A 20,561-nucleotide genomic window follows, 5' to 3' on the forward strand; every position below is an offset into this window, starting at 1 on the left:
GTGGTTCAAACCCGCCATGGAGCGATAAACGCAACGACTTTCAAATCTCTCATTTGAGTATCCTTTTACAGAATAGATACAACCGTGCTCGCAACCGCGATAGGGGTTGATGGAGCGGTCGAAGGGCAGGTCCGGCGAACTGTTGCGGGTGATGATCGACTTGGCCGTTTCAAAGCGCACCTCGGTGCCCTGGGTCAACGGCACTTCCTGGTACCAGCCATCATCCTCGGCCACCGAACGATTGGGCGCAAAACGGTTGTGCGGATTGCTCGCGGTACCACGACCACGGGGAGGCAGGGGGTTGAACATGGAAGCACTCCATAACTGTATGCACATACAGTAATGGAGCCGGATTTACCTGACCAGCACCGTCGGACCGAAACCCACCCCTGACAGCGGACGTTCCCCAGTGCGACACAAGGCGTACCGCATCCTTGGCCGACAAGCCGGCTACTGCGGGCGTGTGGCGTTAGGGTATAAGGCAGGCTCAAAGAACAGGAGCACGAGCATGCCCAGGACACCCGGCACGCTGGAAAAGATTTTCTACGCCGCAGAGGCCTACCTCCCCAGCTACGAACAAGGTGCCGACCTGATCATCGTCAGGGCCCCCGACGGGCAGTTGTGGGGAGTGGCCTGCGAGTTCGAGCTGTGCACCCAGGACATCGAAAAGGCCACTGTGAACGGCCAGCAGCCCTTCGATGAAGCGGACCCGAAGTTCGCCGAGGTGCGCTGGAGCCCCTGCCACGAAGGCATCGGCCTGCTCCCCGCAAGCTGGCAAGACCTGATGACCGCCGGGCTGGCGGACTGCATCGCCGGCTATCAACTGGAAAGCCGCCTGGGCATCCAGCGCTTCACCCAGGGCTGAACGGCCATCCCGGGCCGGCGCCCGCAGCGAGCGCCGGCCTTGGGGCTAGTGGCTGGTGACCTGCCCCAGGTCGTCGTTGGAGGTACTCTGCAAGTCGCCGTTGCGCAGCGCCGCCACATCCCCGGGCTTCACCGCCGAGGCCTGGTTGCCCCAGCTGCTGCGGATGAAGTTGACCACATCGGCCACCTCCTGATCCGACAGGCGCCAGGCGAAGGCCGGCATGGTGAAGGTCGAAGGCGCGCTGTGGGTCGCTGGCAAGGTGCCGCCCTTGAGCACGATATGGATCAGCGAGGTGGCATCCGCCGATTGCAGCACGGGGTTGCCCGCCAGCGCCGGGAACACCCGGGTGTAGCCGTGGCCGTCGGTGCGGTGGCAGGCCGCGCAGTTGTCGATGTACACCGCCGCGCCCGGCTTGCTGTCGTCACCGTTCCACAGGGCCTGGGCCACTTGCTTGTCGTACTGGTGCGGCTGGTCCTTGGGGTCATTGGCCGGCAGGGACTTGAGATAGCGGGCAATCGCCGTCAGGTCTGCGTCGGTCATGTACTGCATGCTGTGGACCACCACATCGCTCATGCCGCCGAACACCGCGCTGCGATCACTGCGACCGGTCTTGAGGAACTGCACCAGTTGCTCTTCGCTCCAGCTGCCCAGGCCATCCTTGTGATCGCCACGCAGGCTCTTGGCGATCCAGCCCTCCAGCGGCGCGCTGCCAGACAGGAAGTCGCTGCCATCGCTGGCGCTCAGGGCCTTCTCCTGCATGGTCAGGGCCCGTGGCGTGTGGCAGGCGCCGCAGTGGCCCAGGCCTTCCACCAGGTAGGCACCACGGCTGATCACCGGATCGGTGCCAGCCGCAGGTGCCGGGGTCTCCACGCTCGGGGCGAACATCCAGCGCCAGATGGACAACGGCCAGCGCATGCTCAGGGGCCAGGGAATGTCACTGTCCTGGTTGTCCCGGGCCACCGGTGCCACGCCCTTCATGAAGTAGGCATACAGCGCCTGCATGTCGGCGTCGCTAACTCGGGCGTAGGAGGGAAATGGCATGGCCGGGTACAGGGTGCTGCCGCCCTTGGCCACGCCATGGCGCACGGCTTTGTCGAAGTCCTCGAAGCTGTAGTCGCCGATGCCGGTCTTGTCCGGGGTGATGTTGGTGGAATAGATCACGCCGATGGGGGTCTCCATCGGCAGCCCGCCGGCGAACGGCTTGCCGTCCTTGGCGGTATGGCAGGCCACGCAGTCACCGGCGCGGGCCAGGTATTCGCCCTGTTGCACCAGGGCTTGCTGATCCGCTTCGGCAGCATTGGCGGCTGCGCTGCCCAGCAGCGCCAGGGTGGCGATAACGAGTGCTTTCATGGTCATCGCTCCTTATGCCTGAACCAGCGGGCCAGGGTTTTTCAGGTACTGCTCGCGGATCGCCCGGGCCGACCAGTAGGTCAACGCTGCCACCAGGCCGGTAGGGTTGTAGCCCAGGCCTTGAGGGAAGGCCGAAGCCCCGGGCACGAAGACGTTGTGCACGTCCCAGCTTTGCAGGTAGCGGTTCAGGGCGCTGGTCTTGGGGTCGGTGCCCATGATCGCGCCGCCGTTCAAGTGGGTGGTCTGGTAGGACGCAGTGTTGAAGTGCTCACCGACCTTCTTGCCCAGCAAGGCAATGGCCTTGGGGTTCATCGCCTCGGCGATCTTGCCCATTTTCTCCACCATGAAGCGGTTCATCTTGATGTCGTTTTCCTGCCAGTCGAAGGTCATCCGTAGCAGGGGCAAGCCGTAGGCATCGCGGTACACCGGGTCCAGATCCAGGTAGTTGCCACGGTAGGACTGATGCGCTCCGTGGGCGTCCATGGAGACCTGATGGGTGTAGTAGTCGGCGGTGGCTTTCTTCCAGGCACTGCCCCAGGCCGGGGTACCCGGCGGGTTCGAGGTGCCGGCGATGGGCCGGCTGCCGGCCTGGTTGACCCACATCGGCGAGCCGCCGACAAAGCCGTGGGGGCCGTGGTCGAAGTTGTCGGCGTTGAAGTCGTCCACCGCCACACCGTTGCCGCCGGCGCCGATGAAGTTGTTGGTGTGCACGTCCTTGTCGAAGTAGGCCTTGATGGTGGCCATGTTCTGGTAGGCGAAATTCTTGCCCACCACGCCTTCGCCGGTGATCGGGTCGTAGGGCTTGCCGATGCCCGACAGCAACATCAGGCGCACGTTGTGGAACTGGAAGGCGCCGAGGATCACCAGGTCCGCCGGCTGCTCGATCTCGCGGCCCTGGCCATCGACGTAGGTGACGCCGGTGGCGCGGGTCTTGCTGCTGTCGAGGTTGACCCTGAGCACGTGGGAGTTGGGCCGCAGCTCGAAGTTCGGCAGCGGCTTGAGGGCCGGCAGGATGTTCACGTTGGGCGAGGCCTTGGAGTACATGTAGCAGACGTAGCCGCTGCAGAAGCCGCAAAAGTTGCACGGCCCCATCTGTGCGCCATAGGGGTTGGTGTAAGGCCCCGAGGTATTGGCCGACGGCAGGTTGTAGGGCTTGTAGCCCACCTCATTGGCCGCTTTCTGAAACAGCTGTGCGGAATAGGTGTTCTTCTGCGATTCCAGCGGGAAGTGGTCCGAGCGATCCGGCGCATAAGGGTTGCCGCCCTTGCCGTCGCCCACCAGTTGGCCCTTCACGGTCCAGGCCTGGCCCGAAGTGCCGAAGACCTTTTCCGCGTAGTCGAAGAACGGCTCCAGCTCTTCATAGCTGACGCCGAAGTCCTGGATGGTCATGTCCTTGGGGATGAAGTTCTTGCCGTAGCGTTCTTCGTAGTGGCTGCGCATGCGCAGCTCGATGGGGTCGACCCGAAAGTGCACGCCGGACCAGTGCAGGCCGGCACCACCCACGCCATTGCCCGGCAGGAAGGCCCCCAGTTGCCGGTTGGGCAGGGCCACGTCGTTGACGCTGTGGCGGATGGTCACCGTCTCTTTGGAAATGTCCTGGAAGAGTTTCTTGCGCACGCTGTAGGTGAGTTCGTCGATCACCTGGGGATAGTTGCCATCCGGGTAGGTGTCCTGCATCGGCCCGCGTTCCAGCGCCAGCACATTGAGCCCGGCCTCGGTCAGTTCCTTGGCCATGATCGCGCCGGTCCAGCCGAAACCGACGATCACTGCGTCGACCTTCTTCATCACTGTTGCCATGCTCAAGCCCTCTCGCCGCGAATCGATACAGCCGGGAAGGGGTATTGCTCGTTGCGTTCCACCCAATCCATGAAATCGGCGCGAGCGCCGGGAAAGCCGATCAGGGTCCAGCCCACCAGGCCTTTATTGCCACCGTGGATCGGATCGCTGAAGAAGCCTTCCTTGGTGTTCTGCAACAGCAGATTGAAGAAAAGCTTGGCCGGGACCGCGTCGAACTGCGGGGTTCCGGCCTCCAGTTGCTTGAGCAAGTCGTCTCGGGTAGCGCTGTCTTGCGCAGCAAATGTTTGCCCCTTGAGCTCTTTGCACCATGCATCCGTGGCGGCAATGCCCAGGCGATAGATGTCCTTGGGCACCAGTTTGCTCTGCCAGCCCATCTCCGGTACGGCATCGGCCTTGAACGGGCCTTGCATGTACCACAGGGCGCCAGCGGCGTAGGGGGTATTCATCTGCCGGTCGATGTATTCCGGCACGCCGGCTTCCAGGGCGCCCGGGCCCATTTCATCGGCAGGGATCAGGCGTTCCACCGCGGCCTTGATGAAGGCCCACTCCTCGGCGGTGAAATAGCCCGGCTCATAGCCCTGGCCGCTGCCGGCGGGCTGCTTGCCCGGCGTGGCCGGTGTGGCAGCGGCGGCCGTTTCAGGTGCAGCCGCCAGCAGGGAGCCGCCCAGGCCGGTGCTGGCGACGGTGACCACAGGGATCAAGGTCAGGGATTTACGCAAGAACTCACGCCGCGGGTTGTCTCGATCTTGATCAGACATGGGTGCACCTCATCAGGCATTGATGGATTGGTCAGCCGCGTCATGGCGCGACTTTGTGTTTTGGCAACGCAAAAGGCCGGGAAGACCCGGTTTTATGAACACATCAGCAAACTTTAGTTACAAATGGTAGCAGGCTAAGCATCCAGATGAATCGTTTCAGGCGGAAAAAAGATCAGAAACCGCCGGAAAAAGCGGATCAGCTTCACGATTCTTTGACAGAGGGCTCACGGGGCTTTGACCCCGGCAAATCGATACTGCGCGGCATTGAATCCCCTCATCGGTGATCCCGCGCATGTCGAGCATTCGTTTCATCCCGGCCCTTTGCCTGTCGTTGCTGGCGCTGCTGGCCGGGCCACAGGTACAAGCCGCAGAGGCCCCCTCCAGCCGCCCGGACCAATGGGCGCAGCCAGTGGAAAAGCAGTACAACCTGTACCAGATGTCCCCGACCCTGTATCGCAGCGCCCTGCCGGACAAAGGCGCGGTGCCGCTGCTGCAGCAGCTCAAGGTGGCAACGGTGATCAACTTCCTGCCGGAATCCGACGCCAGCTGGCTGTCGGCACCGGGCATCAACCAGGTGCAGTTGCCTTATCGCACCAACCATGTGGACGACGCCGATGTGCTCAAGGCCCTGCGCGCGATCCAGAGCGCCGAAGCCCAAGGCCCGGTGCTGATGCACTGCAAGCATGGTTCGGACCGCACCGGCCTGATGTCGGCCATGTACCGGGTGGTGATCCAGGGTTGGAGCAAAGAAGAAGCGCTGAATGAAATGACCCAGGGTGGGTACGGCGACAGTTCCCACTTCAAGGATGGCATTCGCTACATGATGCAGGCCGATGTCGACAAACTGCGCACCGCCCTGGCCAATGGCGATTGCAGCACCAGCGTATTCGCCACCTGTTCGGTGAAGAGCTGGTTCGAGACGGTGAGCGCGACCAAGCCGCTGAGCAACTGAGCGCCACACCCTGTGTAGGAGCGAGCCTGCTTGCGAAAACCCAGGGATCGAAAGAAGGGGGGGCGAATCGCTTCGCCGGCAAGCCGGCTCCTGGAGGGGAGCCGGCTTTTTACTGCGGGGTCAGTCAGTCTTTTTCTTCAACTTGGGGTTGGGGAAAAACTGCACCGATTGCACCTTGATGTCCGCCACCTTGGGCGTCGCGCTGTTGACCCGGGTCCCGAGTTCCTTGGGCACCGACAGCCCCTGTTCGTTGAGGGTGTCGGAGTAGCCACAGGCCACACACTCGCGATGAGGCACATCGTCCTCACTCCACATCATCAGCTTGTCCTGCTCACTGCACGCCGGGCATACCGCCCCGGCGATAAAGCGTTTCTTGGTCTTCACGGGTGCGTCACTCATGCTGCCGCGTCCTCGCTGAGGCCGCTGTGGCGCAAGAGTGCGTCAATCGACGGCGCGCGTCCGCGGAAATCGACGAACAGCACCATAGGCTCCTGGGAGCCGCCACGGGCCAGGATCGCCTCGCGGAACGCACGCCCGGTGGCCGAATTGAGCACACCCTCTTCCTCGAACCTGGAGAAGGCGTCGGCCGACAGCACTTCCGCCCACTTGTAGCTGTAGTACCCCGCGGCATAACCGCCGGCGAAGATGTGCGCGAAGCTGTTGGGGAAGCGGTTGTAGGCCGGCGGGCGCATCACCGAGACTTCGTCGCGCACGGTTTCCAGCACTTGCAGCACGCTGCGGCCGTCGCCGTGGGTGGCGTGCAGTTCGAAGTCGAACAGGGAAAATTCCAGCTGGCGCACCATCATCAGCCCGGACTGGAAGTTCTTCGCCGCCAGCATCTTCTGCAGCAGGTCCTGGGGCAGCGGTTCGCCGCTTTCATAGTGGCCGGAGATCAGTGCCAGGCCTTCCGGCTCCCAGCACCAGTTTTCCATGAACTGGCTCGGCAGCTCGACGGCGTCCCAGGCCACGCCGTTGATCCCGGACACTCCGGCGTGCTCGACCCGGGTCAGCAGGTGGTGCAGGCCGTGGCCGAATTCGTGGAACAGGGTGGTGACTTCATCGTGGGTCAGCAAGGCCGGCTTGCCGCTGACCGCCGGAGTGAAGTTGCACACCAGGTTGGCTACCGGGCTTTGCAATACCCCGTCCAGCGTGCGACGGCGATCGCGGGCACCGTCCATCCAGGCACCGCCGCGCTTGTTGGCGCGGGCATAGAGGTCGAAGAAGAAGCGGCCGACGTGCTGGCCGTTTTCCTTGATCTCGAACAGGCGCACGTCCGGGTGCCAGGTATCGAAACCTTTCTGCTCGGCGATCTCGATGCCGTACAGGCGCTGGACAATGGCGAACAGCCCGCTCAGCACCTTGTCGATGGGGAAATAGGCGCGCAGGGCTTCCTGGGAAACGCTGTAGCGCTGCTCACGCAGCTTCTCGCCGTAGAAACCGCTGTCCCAGCTTTGCAGGTCGGGGCAACCCTGTTCGGCGGCGTAGGCCTTGAGCTGCTCCAGGTCCTGGGCGGCAAACGGCTTGCTGCGCTTGGCCAGGTCCCGCAGGAAACTCAGCACCTGGTCGCTGGACTCGGCCATCTTGGTGGCCAGGCTCAACTCGGAGAAGCTGGCGAAACCCAGGAGCTTGGCCAACTCCTGACGCAGGTCGAGGATTTCTTCCATCACCGGACCGTTGTCGTTCTGACCGGCGTTAGGGCCCTGGTCCGACGCACGGGTGCTGTAGGCGGCATAGACTTCTTCGCGCAGGGCACGGTCCTGGGCGTAGGTCATCACTGCGTAGTAGCTGGGGAATTCCAGGGTGATCAGCCAGCCTTCCAGGTCCTTGGCCTGGGCGGCGGCAGCCATTTGCGCCTTGGCCGAGTCGGTCAGGCCGGCCAGGGCGGCTTCGTCGGTGATGTGCTTGGTCCAGGCCTGGGTGGCATCCAGCAGCTGGTTGGAGAACCGGCTGCCCAGCTCGGAAAGCTTGCTCTGCACCTCGGCATAACGCTTTTGCTGCTCGGGCGGCAGGTCGATGCCCGACAGGCGGAAGTCCCGCAGGGAGTGTTCGAGGATAGTCTTCTGCGCCACGTCGAAACCGGCGGCTTCCGGGCTCTTGGCCAGGGCGTCGAAGGCCTGGAACAGCTCGCGGTTCTGGCCCATTTCCGTGGAATAGGCGCTCAGGGCCGGCAGGCAGGCCTCGTAGGCTTCACGCAGTTCGGCGCTGTTGCACACTGCGTTGAGGTGGCTGACCGGGCTCCAGGCAGCGCCCAGGCGATCATTGAGCTCGTCCATGGCCAGCACCAGGCCAGCCCAGGTCGGCTGGGTGACTTGGGTCTTGAGGATGTCAGCGATGGCGGCGCGGTTGTCAGCCAGGATCTGTTCGATGGCCGGTTGCACATGCTCGGCGCGGATCGCCGAGAACGGCGGCAGGTCGTAGGGCTGCAGAAGAGGGTTGTTCACACTCACGGTGGGCACCTTGGCTGGAAGAAACATTGAGCCATCTTAATTACAATCGACGCCCACCGCAGCTATAGCCCCCATTAATAAATCTCAGAGAGGCATTCGCACTTGGCCATTCGCAGCTACCAGAACCACACCCCGAACCTGGGCGAGCGGGCCTTTGTCGACCACTCGGCGGTGGTCATCGGCGACGTGGAAATCGGCGCCGACAGCTCGGTCTGGCCGCTGACCGTGATCCGCGGCGACATGCACCGCATCCGCATCGGCGCGCGCACCAGCGTGCAGGACGCCAGCGTTCTGCACATCACCCACGCCGGCCCGTTCAACCCCGACGGCTTCCCGCTGCTGATCGGCGACGACGTGACCATCGCCCACAAGGTCATGCTCCACGGTTGCAGCATCGGCAGCCGGGTGCTGATCGGCATGGGCAGCATTGTCATGGACGGCGCGGTGGTGGAGGACGATGTCATCGTCGGCGCCGGCAGCCTGGTGCCGCCGGGCAAGCGCCTGGAAAGCGGCTTCCTGTATGTCGGCAGCCCGGTGAGGCAGGCGCGCCCGCTGACCGACAAGGAGCGCGCCTTCTTCACCTACAGCGCCGCCAACTACGTGAAGCTCAAGGACCTGCACCTGGCCGAAGGCTACGACCGGCCCTGACCCCCCTTGCACAGCCCAGGAATCCCCATGCATTACCAAACCGTACTGTTCGACCTCGACGGCACCCTCACCGACCCTCGCGAGGGCATCACCCGTTCGATCCAGTTCGCCCTGGGCAAACTGGGCATCGACGAGCCGGACCTGAGCAAACTGGAGCACTTCATCGGCCCGCCGCTGTTGCAGGCCTTCATGCAGTTCTACGGCTTCGACGAGGCCCGGGCCTGGGAAGCGGTGAACTTCTATCGCGAACGCTTCAAGGTCACCGGCCTGTATGAAAACCGCGTCTTCGATGGCGTCACGCCGCTGCTGGAAACCCTCGGCGGGCAAGGGCGGCAACTGTACATCGCGACCTCCAAGCCCTGGGTCTTCGCCCGGGAGATAGCCCGTCACTTCGACTTCGCCAAGCACTTCAAGGTGATCTACGGCAGCGAACTGGACGGCACCCGCACCGACAAGGTGGAGCTGATCGCCCATCTGCTGGAGCAGGAGCAACTCGACCCTGCCAGCACATTGATGATCGGCGACCGCAAGCACGACCTGATCGGCGCCAGGCGCAACGGGCTGGACGCGGCGGCGGTGGGGTATGGCTTTGGCAGCCATGAGGAATTGACTGCCGAAGCCCCGGCCTATCACTTCCAGACCCTGGGCGAGCTGCACCAGGCGTTTTTGCCGCGTTAGGGCAGAGGCTTCGCCGGCAAGCCGGATGCTACAGGCCCGAAGCAGGAGCCGGCGCCAGGGCGACGGTGTCCTGCAACCGGATCAGGGCCGCCTTGCGCTCCTCGGCCGGCAAACGTCCCAGCGTCTCCACGGCGGCGAAGAATGCCGGCCAGTCCCCCTTCACCTGCATGAACAAGGCGGCAAACGCCGGCACCCATTGGTCATACAGGCCGAAGGGCAGCAGCCGGGCGTTGTTCAGCGGGGCGTTGATCCAGGCGTCATAGCGCTTGGAACCGGCCCACTGGCTGTCGCGCAACTGCCGATACTCGCTGCGCATGCGCTCGAACTCCGCGGCCTTGCGCTGGCGCATCTGCTCGGCGGGCAAGGGCAGGGCATACAGCTGCTCCAGGCGCTTGCGGGTATCGAGCACCAGCTGGGTGAACTGGTCACGCTGGCGCAACTCGCCGTCGCTCAATGGCGCCAGCCCGCGATAGGCGCGCCACTGGCGGGTGCCTTCCTGCTCGACGAAGGTGGCGTAGGACTCGTTGAACTCGGTGTCGTCCTTCACATAGAAGCGCTGGTGCGCCAGCTCGTGGAAGATCAGGGTCGCCAGGCGCTCGTCGCCCCAGTGCATCATCGAACTGATGATCGGGTCGTCGAACCAGCCCAGGGTGGAATAGGCCTCGACCCCGCCGATCGCCACGTCCATGCCCTTCAACTGCTGCAACGCCGCCTCGCCCCGGGCCGCGCCCTGGCTGTAATAGCCGCGGTAAGCCACGCAACCGGCAATGGGAAAGCAGTGGGTTTGCGGGTTCAGGGAAAACTCCGGGGTGGCGAACACGTTCCACACCACATAGGGCCGCCCGATGTCGACGTACAGCCGATAGCTGCGGTTGTCCGGCAGGTGCAGGTGCTCGCTGGCAAAGCGGCGTGCCTGCTGCGACTGGGCCAGATGGGCGCGCAGGCTCGCATCGCGGCTCGGGTCGGCGACGACTTGCGCCACCGGCACACGGGCTCGCAGCAGCTGCAATTGGCCACTGGCCAGTTGGCTGTAATAACCGACGCTGCTGCAACCGTTGAGCAGCAAAAGCATCAGTGCCGGAAACAAAAGCCGTAAAAGAGGATCAAGTAACCCATGGCTTGAACACGGCCTAGTCAAATCGAATCATCCACAGAGAGTCTGTCCGCAAGACTATCTCGCCAGCCTGGAGTTTCGCCATGCGCGTGTTGCTGTTGACCACCGGCCTGCTGACCCTCGGCGGTTGCGCCGGCCTGCCCGACCCCGACCCGGCCCAGGCCTGGGTCGACCTGGCTCCGCCCCGGGACACCCACCTGCAGGCATTGGAGGTGGACGCCAAGAACATCGATGATCCGCGCTATTTCCAGGTCCAGCCCGGCAGCCATGAACTGACCCTGCGCTACCAGTTCGCCGTGCAACCGAGCAACATCGGGCCAGACGCCGAGCCGCTGTGGCGCGATTGCCAGCTGAACGTGAAATTCAAGGATTTCGGTGCCGGCCAGCGCTACCAGGTACAGGCCGGGAACATCGGTTTCCACCCCTGGGCCAGGCTCTACGACGAGCAGCACACCCTGCTCGACAAAGCCCGGCCGGCAGGCTGCCAGCGCAGTTGAACGGCGCTATGCTGAGGGCCTCTCGCTCACTCGGCCCCAGTCATGCGTCCATTTCTACTGTTTCTCGCCCTTGGCACCCTCAGCGCCTGCACCACGCCCCTGCCGGGCGTCGATCCGCAACAGGCCTGGATCGACCTGGCCACCCCGACGCCCGGGGGCAAGCTGGTCATGGCCGAACGCCTGGACAACCAGCGCCTGGACGACGGGCGCTTCTTCCAGGTCAGCCCCGGCAGCCACGAATTGATGGTGCGCTTCGATTTCGAAGTGTTCGCCGGCGGCATGGGCATGAACAACGATCCCCAGGAGCGCCTGTGCTACCTGAGCCTGCGCTACGACCATTTCCAGGCCGGCCAGCGCTATCGCCTGGAGGCGCGCAACCTGGGGTTCACCCCCAGCGCCCGGCTGTACAACGCCCAGCGCGAAATAGTCGCCGAGGAGCGCATGATCAACTGCGTGCCCTGAGTCGGGTCAGCGATCGTTCTTCTGATAGATGATCTTCCTGGTGCCGTTTTCACAGCTGCCGACCACCATGTTGTTGTCGTGGACCTCGTCGTTGGTGACGATTTCCAGGGTGTAGGAAGGTACGCCCTGGGCCTGGATCTTGGCTTCGATCTCGGCCTTGAGTTCCTCGCAGGGCTTGGGCGCGGCCAGGGCCGATGTGGCCAGCGCACAACTAACAACCGCCAAGGCAAAACGTTTCATGATCTAAAGCTCCCTTGCTGCGGTGCACACGGGGGTGCGCTGAAGCCGCAGTCGCGTATTCGACCACAGGTGCTTGTCCGCCGCACAGGCGCATTCGCTGGCATGCCCGCTCCTACGGACCGGTGCAGGAGCCGGCTTGCCGGCCAAGCAGTTGCCTCAACTCAGCAGCGTCGCATCCAGGCTGATCTTGGCGTTGAGCACCTTGGACACCGGGCACCCTTCCTTGGCCTTCTTGCTCAGCTCATCGAACTGCTGCTGGCTGGCACCGGGGATCTTCGCCTTGAGGATCAGGTGCACCGCGGTAATGGCAAAGCCGCCATCGACCTGGTCCAGGGTCACTTCTGCCTGGGTGTCGATGCTGTCCGCCTTGAGCCCGGCCTCGCCAAGGATCATGGAAAAGGCCATGGAGAAACAGCCCGCGTGGGCCGCGCCAATCAGCTCCTCCGGGTTGGTCCCCTTGCCGCCTTCGAAACGCGCCTTGAAGCCGTAGGGCGCCTCACGCAACACGCCGGTTTCGGTCGAGATCGAGCCAATGCCGGTTTTCAGGTCACCTTCCCAGTGCGCCGAGGCTTTCTTTTTGATGCTCATCGCTTTCTCCTCAAGAACCGGTGCGAAAGTTCGCACCCTGATGTTTTTTGTTGCCTAAGGGTTCTGAGGATAGATCCGATGGCAAAGTTCAGCCGTTGTCGCCGATGCCCGTTTACCCGACAAATTCACTCGGGCTATTGAAACTCGGGTATATGCCCACATTGCATAGATCTGACTTACAGACTTCGGCAGGTTTTGGCTCATGACAAAAGCCTGCGCACCCCAAGGAGAAGCAGGCTTATGAAACCGCTGTCCACTGTTAAATACTCGACCCTCGACCTGGTGCCCGTGCGTGAAAACGGCAGCCCGGGGCAGTCCCTGCGCAACTCCCTGGACCTGGCGCAGCATGTGGAGAAGCTCGGTTACACGCGCTTCTGGGTCGCCGAGCACCACAACATGGACGGTATCGCCAGTTCCGCCACCTCGGTGCTGATCGGCTACCTGGCGGGCGGTACTTCGACCATTCGTGTCGGTTCCGGCGGGGTCATGCTGCCCAACCACGCGCCCCTGGTGATCGCCGAACAGTTCGGCACCCTGGAAAGCCTGTACCCGGGGCGCATCGACCTGGGACTGGGCCGCGCCCCGGGTTCCGACCAGATGACCGCCCGCGCCCTGCGCCGGGAACGTTCCGGCAGCGCCGACGATTTCCCTGAGGACGTGGCCGAACTGATGGCCTACCTGGGCCCGCGTACCCCCGAACAACGGGTGATCGCCATGCCGGGCACCGGCACCAACGTGCCGGTATGGCTGCTGGGCTCCAGCCTGTTCAGTGCACAACTGGCCGGGGAACGGGGCTTGCCTTACGCCTTCGCCTCGCATTTCGCACCGCGCTACATGCACGAGGCGATTCGCGTCTACCGCAACCACTTCAAGCCTTCGGCGGTGCTCGACAAGCCTTATGTGATGCTTGGCGTGCCGCTGGTGGCAGCCGACACCGACGAACAGGCCGATTACCTGGCGACTTCGGTGTACCAGCGCATCCTGGCGCTGATGCGTGGCCAGAGCCTGGTCCAGCGCAAACCGGTGCAAAGCATGGACGGCCTGTGGCTACCCCATGAGAAGGAAGCGGTCGCCAGCTTCCTCGGCCTGGCGATGGTCGGCAGCCCGGCGAAAATCCGCGCCAAGCTGCAGGTGCTGATCGAGCAGACCGGAGCCGATGAGCTGATCTTTACCTGCGATCTGTACGAACACGCCGATCGGCTGCACTCCTACGAGCTGCTGTCACAGGTGATGAAAGGCTGAAACGACAGGCATGAAAAAGCCGACGTTCTGCGTCGGCTTTTTTTTGACCATCCACAAGGCTCAACCGCGCTTGTAGACAATTTCCTTGGTACCGGCTTCGCAGGAGCCGACTACCTTGCCATCCGCCGCCGCGCCCTTGTCCACCACTTCCAGCGAGTAGTGCTTGGCGCCGTTGGCGTCGATCTTGGCGGCAATCTCGCTCTTGAGTTCTTCGCACGGCTTGCCAGCGGCAAGGGCTGTTCCCGCAAGACTCAACAAAGCAGCAGCTAATACTAGTTTTTTCATCGGTCACATTCCCTGGTCGGATCAAAAGAGGCGGCATTGACGCCTGCCTGACAGAGGCTCAAGACACTTGTAGCGCTTTGCCATTTCCTATGGCACTCGGCCAGCGCACAAGTTCCAGAGCCTAGCTCAAGCCTTCAACTATTGGCAATTCGGAAGCCCACCTTGAGCGTGACCTGAAAATGCGCCGCTTTGCCGTCCTTGATATGGCCCCGGGTTTCGGTCACTTCGAACCACTCCAGGTGCTTGATGCTCTTGTGCGCTTCCGCCAGCGCGTTGTTGATCGCATCTTCGATGCTGTTCGGCGACGAACCCACCAGTTCGACTTTCTTGTAAGTGTGATGATCAGTCATGGCGCTCTCCTTTTTAGCTGTGAATTACAGCCTAGCAGTGATTTTTCTTATTACTTGTGGCGCCTGCGCCCAAGGCTAAGTTCAGATTTTCTGCACTTTCCCAACACGCCGCAGTCGGAACCTACACAGCCCATTCACCACCCTGCAGGAGAGCCGACATGGCCAACACCTCGTTACGCAAAGCCTCACTGGAAAGTATGGAAGCCGAGATCTCCAGCCTGCTCAAATCGCTGGAAAGCCTGAAGGACGATGCGTCCGACGAGTCGCGCAAGACCCTCAAGGCGCTCAAGAGCAATGCCGAAAGCGCGCTGAAGCATTCGCGCAGCCTGCTCAGCGATGCCTATGAAGAAGTCAAAGTGAAAACCCGTGAAACCGGGATCGCGACCCGCGACTATGCCCAGGAACACCCCTGGACCACCGCCGGGGTCGCCGTGGGTGCCATCGGCCTGCTGGCCGCCTATCTGCTGTGCAAGCGCGGCGACTAAAGCTGCTGGCGCAGTTCGTTTTCCAGCCACTGCGCCAATTGCCGGGCGCGCCCATCCGCGGCGCGCTTGGGTAACCACAGCGCCAGTTGCCCCGGGGTGTCGGAAAAACCCCAGGGCGCAACCAGCCTGCCCGCCAGCAAGTCCTCGGCCACCAGCGGCTGCGGGGCAATTGCCACCCCCAGGCCCGCCACGGCCGCCTCCAGCAAATAATACAGATGCTCGAAACCCTGCCCGTACTTCAACGTTTCGGGATTCAGGTCGTTACGCCGTGCCCAACTGGGCCAGGCCTGGGGGCGGGAAGTGGTGTGCAGCAGGGCCTCGCTGGCCAGGACGCCAGCCGGCGCCTGCCGCAGGCGTGGATAACCGGCATAGCGCGGGCTGAGCACCGGGCCGATGCGTTCGCTGGCCAGTTCATAGACCTGCATGTCCGCCGGCCAGGGCGGTTCGGCAAAGACCAGCAAGGCATCCAGGCCCGGGCGCCGGGGGTCGAGGTCGCCTTCACCGGCCGAAAGGTGCAAGCGCAGGTCCGGCAGGTCGGCGTTCAGGCGCCCCAGGCGCGGGATCAGCCAGCGCGCCAGCAGGCTTCCGGAACAGCCCAGGACAAAGGGCGCATCGGCGCTGCCCTGGGTCAGCTCGGCGCAGACATCCCGCAGGCGCTCGAAGGCCTCGCTGCTGGCATCGCGCAGGCGAATGCCGGCATCTGTGAGTTTAAGGCCACGGCCCTCCTTGACGAAAAGGCTCAGCCCCAGGTGTTCTTCAAGCACCTTCAACTGCCGGCTGACCGCGCCGTGGGTGACATGCAGCTGTTCGGCCGCCTGGCTGACGCTATTGAGCCGGGCAGTGGCTTCGAAGGCCCGCAGGGCATTCAGGGGAGGCAGGTCGCGGCTCATTTTATCTGTGAGTTTTCCTGACAGGTTGTGGCGATCTTATCGGTTTTCAGCATCGGATGTCAGGGGTAGAGTGGGCTCCATTGTGTTTCTACGAAGCGGTCTTTCCACCAGGCCTTCTTTCTTCAAACTTCCCCCGGGAGCGCTGCAATGACCCAGTCCCAATTACGCAATGGCCCTGACGACAACGGCCTGTTCGGCGCATTCGGCGGCCGTTACGTGGCCGAAACCCTGATGCCGCTGATCCTCGACCTGGCCCGCGAATACGAAAAGGCCAAGGAAGATCCCGAATTCCTCAAGGAACTGGCCTACTTCCAGCGCGATTACGTGGGCCGCCCCAGCCCGCTGTACTTCGCCGAACGCCTGACCGAGCACTGCGGCGGCGCCAAGATCTACCTCAAGCGTGAAGAGCTGAACCACACCGGCGCGCACAAGATCAACAACTGCATCGGCCAGATCCTGCTGGCGCGGCGCATGGGCAAGAAACGCATCATCGCCGAGACCGGCGCCGGCATGCATGGCGTGGCCACCGCCACCGTGGCCGCGCGTTTTGGCCTGGATTGCGTGATCTACATGGGCACCACCGACATCGAGCGCCAACAGGCCAACGTATTTCGCATGAAGCTGCTGGGCGCCGAAGTGATCCCGGTGGTGGCCGGCACCGGCACCCTGAAGGACGCGATGAACGAAGCCCTGCGTGACTGGGTGACCAACGTCGACAGCACCTTCTACCTGATCGGCACCGTCGCCGGCCCGCACCCGTACCCGGCCATGGTCCGCGACTTCCAGGCGGTCATCGGCAAGGAGACCCGCGAGCAGATGCAAGCCCAGGAAGGCCGCCTGCCGGACAGCCTGGTGGCGTGCATCGGTGGCGGTTCCAACGCCATGGGCCTGTTTCACCCGTTCCTTGACGACAAGAGCGTCGAGATCATCGGCGTCGAAGCCGCCGGCTACGGCATCGAGACCGGCAAGCATGCCGCCAGCCTCAACGGCGGCGTACCCGGCGTACTGCACGGCAACCGCACCTTCCTGCTGCAGGACGACGATGGCCAGATCATCGACGCCCACTCGATTTCCGCCGGCCTCGACTACCCCGGCATCGGCCCGGAACACGCCTGGTTGCACGATATCGGCCGCGTCGAATACACCTCGGTGACCGACGACGAAGCCCTGGCCGCGTTCCACCAGTGCTGCCGCCTGGAAGGCATCATCCCGGCCCTGGAAAGCGCCCATGCCCTGGCCGAAGTCTTCAAGCGGGCACCGAACCTGCCCAAGGATCACCTGATGGTGGTCAACCTCTCGGGCCGTGGCGACAAAGACATGCAGACCGTGATGCACCACATGCAACAGTCCCAGCAGGAGAAACACTGATGAGCCGCCTGCAAACCCGTTTTGCCGAGCTGAAGGAAGCAAACCGCGCCGCCCTGGTAACCTTCGTCACCGCCGGCGACCCGAACTACGACACCTCCCTGGCGATCCTCAAGGGCCTGCCCGCAGCGGGCGCCGACGTGATCGAACTGGGCATGCCCTTCACCGACCCGATGGCCGACGGCCCGGCGATCCAGCTGGCCAACATCCGTGCCCTGGGGGCCAAGCAAAACCTGGCGAAAACCCTGCAGATGGTTCGCGAGTTCCGCGAAGGCAACAGCGACACCCCGCTGGTGCTCATGGGCTACTTCAACCCGATCCACCACTACGGCGTGCCGCGCTTCATCGCCGACGCCAAGGCCGCTGGTGTCGATGGCCTGATCGTGGTGGACATGCCGCCGGAACATAACAGCGAACTGTGCGACCCGGCCCAGGCCGCCGGCATCGACTTCATCCGCCTGACCACACCGACCACCGACGACGCCCGCCTGCCCAAGGTGCTCAACGGCAGCTCCGGTTTCGTCTACTACGTTTCCGTGGCCGGGGTCACCGGTGCCGGCGCCGCCACCCTGGAGCACGTGGAAGAAGCCGTGGCCCGCCTGCGTCGCCACACCGACCTGCCCATCAGCATCGGTTTCGGCATCCGTACTCCGGAGCAGGCAGCCGCCATCGCTCGCCTGGCAGACGGCGTGGTAGTGGGCTCGGCGCTGATCGACCACATCGCCAGCGCCGAGTCTTCCGAGCAGGCGGTGGATGGGGTGCTGAGCCTGTGTGCGGCGCTGTCCGAGGGCGTACGTAAGGCCCGCGTCAGCTGAGGGTAAAGTTCCTGATACAGAGGAATTAGCGCCTCGAGACACAGACTAAACAGCAAGACCCGGGGGTTCGCGACCAAGGTGGCGAACCCCTTTTTGCTGTGTGTGTTGCGAGGAATACCTGATGAAAATGCCCAAACGTCTGATTGCCGGTGCCGCGGTGCTGATGCTCAGCGCCAGCCCGTTGCTGCAGGTCATGGCCGACGAGCGCGGCGGCTATGATCGTGGCGGGCCACAACAGGGCCATTGGGACAACCGTGGCAACGAGCACCGTGGCCCGGGGGATGATCGCCGCGGCGGCCCGCCACGGGATTTCGGCCCGGTGCGCCAGACCATCCGCGACAACCACGGCTACTTCGTCCGGGGCGCGCCGCCGCCTCCCGGCATCCACCTGGTGCGCGGCCAGCCACTGCCGCGCGGCTACTACGGCGAACGCCTGGAGCCCCGGGCCCTGTCGCGCCTGCCGGTGTACCCGGGGTACGAATGGCGACGCATGGGGGGCGACATCGTGCTGATCGCCGTGGGCACCGGCATCGTCTACGAGATCCTCGACGGCGTGCTCTATTGACCTCACCCGACCGGCCGGCCCCTGCAGGAGCCGGCTTGCCGGCGGTCCGTCGCCCTCAGAACCCCCTCAGGTCCAGTGGCCGCATAGCCCCCATCCAGATCGCATGGTCGGTGTGGTCCAGCAGGTCATCACCGGTATCCGGATGCAGGAACACCACCAGCCCCTGGCGATTGAGGGCCAGCCACGGCACCACCTGGGCAAACACCTCGGGGCCGAACGCCAACTGGCAGCTCCAGTCCGGATGCGGCCCCACCGGCCGCTCGTGGACCCGGCCCATTTTCAGTTCGAACAGCTGCGCCGCCCGTTCGCACAAGGCCCGGGCCTGGTCGATGGTGCTGGCGTCAAAGTAGACATGGGCGTGGTAGCCCTTGATCCGTTGCATGCAAACCCTCGCAATCAAGACGAACCCTCAAGGCTCGCCACAGGTCACAACCGGTACCTGTGGAAAATAAGGAAGCCAGGCCATGAAAAATGCCGAAACTCCGGTGGTCAAACTGGTGCTCTATGGTGCCATGAGCAGCCTGGGCAGTGCGTTGATGGCAGAGAGCCTGAGGCGCCAGCATGAGGTGATCGCCATTCTCGACGACCTCACCGCGCTGGCCCCGCGCCCAGGCCTGCGCGCCAAGGGCGGCGACCTGTTCGACCCGGACCGGGTCAAGCAGAGCGTAGCCGGTAGCTCGGCGGTGATCTGCCTGCTGGATGCCGCCGATCTGCCCGGCAGCACCACGCCCGGCCAGGCCCCCGACCCGGTGAACCAGGTACGGGCGGTGGATGCCCTGATCGAAGGCATGCAGGGCGCCGGCATCCGTCGGTTGATGCTGGTGGGGGAGTTCAGCGTTCTCGACAACCCGCCCTCCAGCACCAGCCTGCCTCACCATGCCGCGCAGGAAATCCTCGATGCACTGCGCAGCAGCGCGCTGGACTGGACCCTGATCAACGCGCCGCGGGGCGTGGCCGGGCTGGGTATCGAGCATTTCAACCAGGTTGGCGACAGCCTCGAGCCGGGGCTTGCCGAGCCGCTGCGACGGCTCAACGGCGTGGCAATCGGCATCAGCGACGAGCTGCGCCTGAATCTGCACCTGCGCGAGCATGTGAGTTTCATCGCCACCCAACCCCAGGCCGCCACCTAGCGGGCAATGGACGGCAGCGCCAGCCCCTTGAGGCTCTGGGCGCTGCCGGCCTGCTCGCTCATCAGCCAGTCGACGAAACGCTGGATCAGCGGGCCGCGGCGCTTGCGCTGGGGCAGCACCACGTAATAGCCGTAGGCGGACAGCGCGCTCTCGGCGATGGGCCGGCACAGCAGGCCCTGCTCCAGCAGGTCATCCACCAGGTGACGCCAGCCGATGGCCACGCCCTGGCCGCCGATGGCTGCCTGGATCAGCAGGGTGTAATTGTCGAAGCGCAATTGCCCTGGGGCCGGCGCACCCGCAAGGCCCAGCTCGCGAAATACCCCGCTCCAGTCGAACCAGTGGTTGCTGCCTTCACCCCGCAGGTGCAGCAGCGGCAGTTCCAGCAGGGAAGGGGCGGGCAGCGGTGCAGCACGGTCCTTGAGCAGCAGCGGGCTGCACACCGGAAACACTTCTTCGCTGAACAGCCAGTGGCTTTCCCCCTGCCTGAAGCGCCCGTCGCCGAACAGCACCGCCACGTCGATATCGCTGCGCAGCATGCTGTGGCTGCGCTCGCTGGTGACCAGGCTCACATCCACCTGGGGGTTGGCCTCATGAAAGCGATGCAGGCGGGGCATCAGCCAATAGGCGGCGAAAGCGAAATCCGTGGCCACCTGCAACACCTCATGCTGATGCTGCTGGCTGAGGGCGCTGAGGCCGGCATCGATGCACTGCAGGCCGGCCTGGACCTGATCCAGCAACAAGGCTGCAGACTCGGTCAGCTCGATGCCCCGGTAGATGCGGTCGAACAGGCGCACCCCCAGCTGTTCCTCCAGGCGCTTGATCTGCTGACTGATAGCCGGCTGGGTGGTGCCCAGTTCCACCGCCGCGGCGGTGAAGCTGCGCAGGCGCGCGGCTGCTTCGAACACTCGGAGCAGGTCCAGGGACAGGTCGCCAAGGGCTTCATACATAAGCTGTGCTTATCCTAGTCATTGCTGTACATGGGCTTTACCACCAAAGGCATGGGATCCATGCTCGATTGCAGCACTTTCGCATAACCAT

Annotated in this window: 25 protein-coding genes and 1 pseudogene; 12 read left to right on the forward strand and 14 right to left on the reverse strand. The window is 63.8% G+C overall.

The features are described 5' to 3' along the window. Window positions 1–72: 72 nt before the first annotated feature. Window positions 73–309, reverse strand: a pseudogene (locus AC1RMG_RS31205) (PA0069 family radical SAM protein); the annotation flags it as partial. 199 nt (window positions 310–508) lie between these two features. Here AC1RMG_RS31205 and AC1RMG_RS31210 point away from each other — a divergent pair. Next, window positions 509–865, forward strand: a complete 357-nt coding sequence (locus AC1RMG_RS31210) for a hypothetical protein (RefSeq protein WP_125062517.1) — start codon at window positions 509–511, stop codon at window positions 863–865. A 45-nt stretch (window positions 866–910) separates the two neighbouring features. Here AC1RMG_RS31210 and AC1RMG_RS31215 read toward each other — a convergent pair whose 3' ends face one another. From AC1RMG_RS31215 to AC1RMG_RS31225, 3 genes are read right to left on the reverse strand one after another with little or no spacing between them, the layout of a single operon-like run. Further along, window positions 911–2,215 carry a cytochrome c gene (locus AC1RMG_RS31215; RefSeq protein ID WP_125062516.1) on the reverse strand — a complete coding sequence of 435 codons (1,305 nt, stop codon included), beginning with the start codon at window positions 2,213–2,215 and terminating at the stop codon, window positions 911–913. A gap of 12 nt (window positions 2,216–2,227) precedes the next feature. Further along, window positions 2,228–4,012 carry a GMC family oxidoreductase gene (locus tag AC1RMG_RS31220; protein WP_015633637.1) on the reverse strand — a complete coding sequence of 595 codons (1,785 nt, stop codon included), beginning with the start codon at window positions 4,010–4,012 and terminating at the stop codon, window positions 2,228–2,230. Between the two features lie 2 nt (window positions 4,013–4,014). Next, entirely contained in the window at window positions 4,015–4,770 is a 756-nt protein-coding gene (locus tag AC1RMG_RS31225) for a gluconate 2-dehydrogenase subunit 3 family protein (RefSeq protein WP_072443341.1), read from the reverse strand. Between the two features lie 292 nt (window positions 4,771–5,062). Between AC1RMG_RS31225 and AC1RMG_RS31230 the strand changes: the two genes are divergently transcribed. After that, window positions 5,063–5,722: a phosphatase domain-containing protein gene (locus AC1RMG_RS31230; protein ID WP_019095605.1), complete on the forward strand. Its 660-nt coding sequence runs from the start codon at window positions 5,063–5,065 to the stop codon at window positions 5,720–5,722. A gap of 120 nt (window positions 5,723–5,842) precedes the next feature. Here the strand turns inward: AC1RMG_RS31230 and AC1RMG_RS31235 are convergent, their stop codons facing one another. Continuing rightward, window positions 5,843–6,121: a YheV family putative zinc ribbon protein gene (locus AC1RMG_RS31235; RefSeq protein WP_011058440.1), complete on the reverse strand. Its 279-nt coding sequence runs from the start codon at window positions 6,119–6,121 to the stop codon at window positions 5,843–5,845. Further along, window positions 6,118–8,169 carry an oligopeptidase A gene (gene prlC / locus AC1RMG_RS31240; protein ID WP_493170987.1) on the reverse strand — a complete coding sequence of 684 codons (2,052 nt, stop codon included), beginning with the start codon at window positions 8,167–8,169 and terminating at the stop codon, window positions 6,118–6,120. Before prlC ends, AC1RMG_RS31235 begins: the two co-directional genes overlap by 4 nt. A 102-nt stretch (window positions 8,170–8,271) precedes the next feature. On the opposite strand from prlC, the gene AC1RMG_RS31245 reads away from it, so the two are divergent. Beyond that, window positions 8,272–8,817 (forward strand): gamma carbonic anhydrase family protein, encoded by a 546-nt coding sequence (locus AC1RMG_RS31245; RefSeq protein WP_019095603.1) that lies wholly within the window; start codon window positions 8,272–8,274, stop codon window positions 8,815–8,817. Window positions 8,818–8,844: 27 nt separating this feature from the next. Then, window positions 8,845–9,495, forward strand: coding sequence for an HAD family hydrolase (locus tag AC1RMG_RS31250; protein ID WP_011058437.1), 651 nt, complete (start codon window positions 8,845–8,847; stop codon window positions 9,493–9,495). A gap of 28 nt (window positions 9,496–9,523) precedes the next feature. Here AC1RMG_RS31250 and AC1RMG_RS31255 read toward each other — a convergent pair whose 3' ends face one another. Next, window positions 9,524–10,633 carry an aminopeptidase gene (locus AC1RMG_RS31255; RefSeq protein ID WP_152685851.1) on the reverse strand — a complete coding sequence of 370 codons (1,110 nt, stop codon included), beginning with the start codon at window positions 10,631–10,633 and terminating at the stop codon, window positions 9,524–9,526. Between the two features lie 59 nt (window positions 10,634–10,692). On the opposite strand from AC1RMG_RS31255, the gene AC1RMG_RS31260 reads away from it, so the two are divergent. Both AC1RMG_RS31260 and AC1RMG_RS31265 read left to right on the forward strand, forming a co-directional pair. Next, entirely contained in the window at window positions 10,693–11,106 is a 414-nt protein-coding gene (locus AC1RMG_RS31260) for a PA0061/PA0062 family lipoprotein (RefSeq protein WP_011058435.1), read from the forward strand. A gap of 42 nt (window positions 11,107–11,148) precedes the next feature. Next, window positions 11,149–11,568 carry a PA0061/PA0062 family lipoprotein gene (locus AC1RMG_RS31265; RefSeq protein WP_011058434.1) on the forward strand — a complete coding sequence of 140 codons (420 nt, stop codon included), beginning with the start codon at window positions 11,149–11,151 and terminating at the stop codon, window positions 11,566–11,568. A gap of 6 nt (window positions 11,569–11,574) precedes the next feature. On the opposite strand, the gene AC1RMG_RS31270 is transcribed toward AC1RMG_RS31265, so the two are convergent. Continuing rightward, window positions 11,575–11,808: a DUF1161 domain-containing protein gene (locus AC1RMG_RS31270; RefSeq protein WP_011058433.1), complete on the reverse strand. Its 234-nt coding sequence runs from the start codon at window positions 11,806–11,808 to the stop codon at window positions 11,575–11,577. A gap of 156 nt (window positions 11,809–11,964) precedes the next feature. Beyond that, a complete protein-coding gene (locus AC1RMG_RS31275) occupies window positions 11,965–12,396 on the reverse strand; it encodes an OsmC family protein (protein WP_011058432.1) in 432 nt (143 codons plus the stop codon). 240 nt (window positions 12,397–12,636) lie between these two features. Between AC1RMG_RS31275 and AC1RMG_RS31280 the strand changes: the two genes are divergently transcribed. Then, window positions 12,637–13,638 carry an LLM class flavin-dependent oxidoreductase gene (locus tag AC1RMG_RS31280; protein WP_210671242.1) on the forward strand — a complete coding sequence of 334 codons (1,002 nt, stop codon included), beginning with the start codon at window positions 12,637–12,639 and terminating at the stop codon, window positions 13,636–13,638. A gap of 60 nt (window positions 13,639–13,698) precedes the next feature. Here the strand turns inward: AC1RMG_RS31280 and AC1RMG_RS31285 are convergent, their stop codons facing one another. After that, window positions 13,699–13,923 (reverse strand): DUF1161 domain-containing protein, encoded by a 225-nt coding sequence (locus AC1RMG_RS31285; RefSeq protein ID WP_041114958.1) that lies wholly within the window; start codon window positions 13,921–13,923, stop codon window positions 13,699–13,701. 134 nt (window positions 13,924–14,057) lie between these two features. Then, complete coding sequence (locus AC1RMG_RS31290; RefSeq protein WP_011058429.1) at window positions 14,058–14,273, reverse strand: dodecin; 216 nt, start codon at window positions 14,271–14,273, stop codon at window positions 14,058–14,060. Window positions 14,274–14,431: 158 nt separating this feature from the next. Between AC1RMG_RS31290 and AC1RMG_RS31295 the strand changes: the two genes are divergently transcribed. Beyond that, window positions 14,432–14,758, forward strand: coding sequence for an ElaB/YgaM/YqjD family protein (locus tag AC1RMG_RS31295; RefSeq protein ID WP_011058428.1), 327 nt, complete (start codon window positions 14,432–14,434; stop codon window positions 14,756–14,758). Here the strand turns inward: AC1RMG_RS31295 and AC1RMG_RS31300 are convergent. Continuing rightward, the gene (locus tag AC1RMG_RS31300) at window positions 14,755–15,648 is read right to left on the reverse strand and encodes a LysR family transcriptional regulator (protein WP_011058427.1); all 894 of its coding nucleotides are present in this window, start codon (window positions 15,646–15,648) and stop codon (window positions 14,755–14,757) included. The two genes, AC1RMG_RS31295 and AC1RMG_RS31300, sit on opposite strands and share 4 nt — an antisense overlap. A 147-nt stretch (window positions 15,649–15,795) precedes the next feature. Between AC1RMG_RS31300 and trpB the strand changes: the two genes are divergently transcribed. From trpB to AC1RMG_RS31315, 3 genes are all read left to right on the forward strand, one after another. Then, on the forward strand, window positions 15,796–17,016 hold the full coding sequence (gene trpB, locus AC1RMG_RS31305; RefSeq protein ID WP_011058426.1) for a tryptophan synthase subunit beta: 1,221 nt from the start codon (window positions 15,796–15,798) through the stop codon (window positions 17,014–17,016). Further along, window positions 17,016–17,828, forward strand: a complete 813-nt coding sequence (trpA, locus tag AC1RMG_RS31310) for a tryptophan synthase subunit alpha (RefSeq protein ID WP_053154810.1) — start codon at window positions 17,016–17,018, stop codon at window positions 17,826–17,828. Before trpB ends, trpA begins: the two co-directional genes overlap by 1 nt. Window positions 17,829–17,949: 121 nt before the next feature. Further along, on the forward strand, window positions 17,950–18,393 hold the full coding sequence (locus AC1RMG_RS31315) for an anti-virulence regulator CigR family protein (RefSeq protein ID WP_065364968.1): 444 nt from the start codon (window positions 17,950–17,952) through the stop codon (window positions 18,391–18,393). 55 nt (window positions 18,394–18,448) lie between these two features. Here the strand turns inward: AC1RMG_RS31315 and AC1RMG_RS31320 are convergent, their stop codons facing one another. Further along, entirely contained in the window at window positions 18,449–18,775 is a 327-nt protein-coding gene (locus tag AC1RMG_RS31320) for a DOPA 4,5-dioxygenase family protein (protein WP_011058423.1), read from the reverse strand. An 82-nt stretch (window positions 18,776–18,857) separates the two neighbouring features. On the opposite strand from AC1RMG_RS31320, the gene AC1RMG_RS31325 reads away from it, so the two are divergent. After that, window positions 18,858–19,523 carry an NAD(P)-dependent oxidoreductase gene (locus tag AC1RMG_RS31325; protein ID WP_015633624.1) on the forward strand — a complete coding sequence of 222 codons (666 nt, stop codon included), beginning with the start codon at window positions 18,858–18,860 and terminating at the stop codon, window positions 19,521–19,523. On the opposite strand, the gene AC1RMG_RS31330 is transcribed toward AC1RMG_RS31325, so the two are convergent. Next, the gene (locus tag AC1RMG_RS31330) at window positions 19,520–20,470 is read right to left on the reverse strand and encodes a choline sulfate utilization transcriptional regulator (protein WP_493170990.1); all 951 of its coding nucleotides are present in this window, start codon (window positions 20,468–20,470) and stop codon (window positions 19,520–19,522) included. The genes AC1RMG_RS31325 and AC1RMG_RS31330 overlap by 4 nt on opposite strands. Window positions 20,471–20,561: the final 91 nt, after the last annotated feature.

The sequence above is a fragment of the Pseudomonas sp. GW822-FHT04H02 genome (genome assembly GCF_058800645.1).

Excerpts from the sequence above, each read along its gene's own strand:
- AC1RMG_RS31265 (WP_011058434.1), top strand. The coding sequence starts at position 11,149 with ATGCGTCCATTTCTACTGTTTCTCGCCCTTGGCACCCTCAGCGCCTGC.
- AC1RMG_RS31230 (WP_019095605.1), top strand. The coding sequence starts at position 5,063 with ATGTCGAGCATTCGTTTCATCCCGGCCCTTTGCCTGTCGTTGCTGGCG.
- AC1RMG_RS31320 (WP_011058423.1), bottom strand. The coding sequence starts at position 18,775 with ATGCAACGGATCAAGGGCTACCACGCCCATGTCTACTTTGACGCCAGC.
- AC1RMG_RS31325 (WP_015633624.1), top strand. The coding sequence starts at position 18,858 with ATGAAAAATGCCGAAACTCCGGTGGTCAAACTGGTGCTCTATGGTGCC.
- AC1RMG_RS31330 (WP_493170990.1), bottom strand. The coding sequence starts at position 20,470 with ATGTATGAAGCCCTTGGCGACCTGTCCCTGGACCTGCTCCGAGTGTTC.
- AC1RMG_RS31295 (WP_011058428.1), top strand. The coding sequence starts at position 14,432 with ATGGCCAACACCTCGTTACGCAAAGCCTCACTGGAAAGTATGGAAGCC.
- AC1RMG_RS31300 (WP_011058427.1), bottom strand. The coding sequence starts at position 15,648 with ATGAGCCGCGACCTGCCTCCCCTGAATGCCCTGCGGGCCTTCGAAGCC.
- AC1RMG_RS31275 (WP_011058432.1), bottom strand. The coding sequence starts at position 12,396 with ATGAGCATCAAAAAGAAAGCCTCGGCGCACTGGGAAGGTGACCTGAAA.
- AC1RMG_RS31225 (WP_072443341.1), bottom strand. The coding sequence starts at position 4,770 with ATGTCTGATCAAGATCGAGACAACCCGCGGCGTGAGTTCTTGCGTAAA.
- AC1RMG_RS31260 (WP_011058435.1), top strand. The coding sequence starts at position 10,693 with ATGCGCGTGTTGCTGTTGACCACCGGCCTGCTGACCCTCGGCGGTTGC.
- AC1RMG_RS31235 (WP_011058440.1), bottom strand. The coding sequence starts at position 6,121 with ATGAGTGACGCACCCGTGAAGACCAAGAAACGCTTTATCGCCGGGGCG.
- AC1RMG_RS31290 (WP_011058429.1), bottom strand. The coding sequence starts at position 14,273 with ATGACTGATCATCACACTTACAAGAAAGTCGAACTGGTGGGTTCGTCG.
- AC1RMG_RS31315 (WP_065364968.1), top strand. The coding sequence starts at position 17,950 with ATGAAAATGCCCAAACGTCTGATTGCCGGTGCCGCGGTGCTGATGCTC.
- AC1RMG_RS31215 (WP_125062516.1), bottom strand. The coding sequence starts at position 2,215 with ATGAAAGCACTCGTTATCGCCACCCTGGCGCTGCTGGGCAGCGCAGCC.
- trpB (WP_011058426.1), top strand. The coding sequence starts at position 15,796 with ATGACCCAGTCCCAATTACGCAATGGCCCTGACGACAACGGCCTGTTC.
- AC1RMG_RS31220 (WP_015633637.1), bottom strand. The coding sequence starts at position 4,012 with ATGGCAACAGTGATGAAGAAGGTCGACGCAGTGATCGTCGGTTTCGGC.
- AC1RMG_RS31210 (WP_125062517.1), top strand. The coding sequence starts at position 509 with ATGCCCAGGACACCCGGCACGCTGGAAAAGATTTTCTACGCCGCAGAG.
- AC1RMG_RS31250 (WP_011058437.1), top strand. The coding sequence starts at position 8,845 with ATGCATTACCAAACCGTACTGTTCGACCTCGACGGCACCCTCACCGAC.
- AC1RMG_RS31270 (WP_011058433.1), bottom strand. The coding sequence starts at position 11,808 with ATGAAACGTTTTGCCTTGGCGGTTGTTAGTTGTGCGCTGGCCACATCG.
- AC1RMG_RS31285 (WP_041114958.1), bottom strand. The coding sequence starts at position 13,923 with ATGAAAAAACTAGTATTAGCTGCTGCTTTGTTGAGTCTTGCGGGAACA.
- AC1RMG_RS31280 (WP_210671242.1), top strand. The coding sequence starts at position 12,637 with ATGAAACCGCTGTCCACTGTTAAATACTCGACCCTCGACCTGGTGCCC.
- trpA (WP_053154810.1), top strand. The coding sequence starts at position 17,016 with ATGAGCCGCCTGCAAACCCGTTTTGCCGAGCTGAAGGAAGCAAACCGC.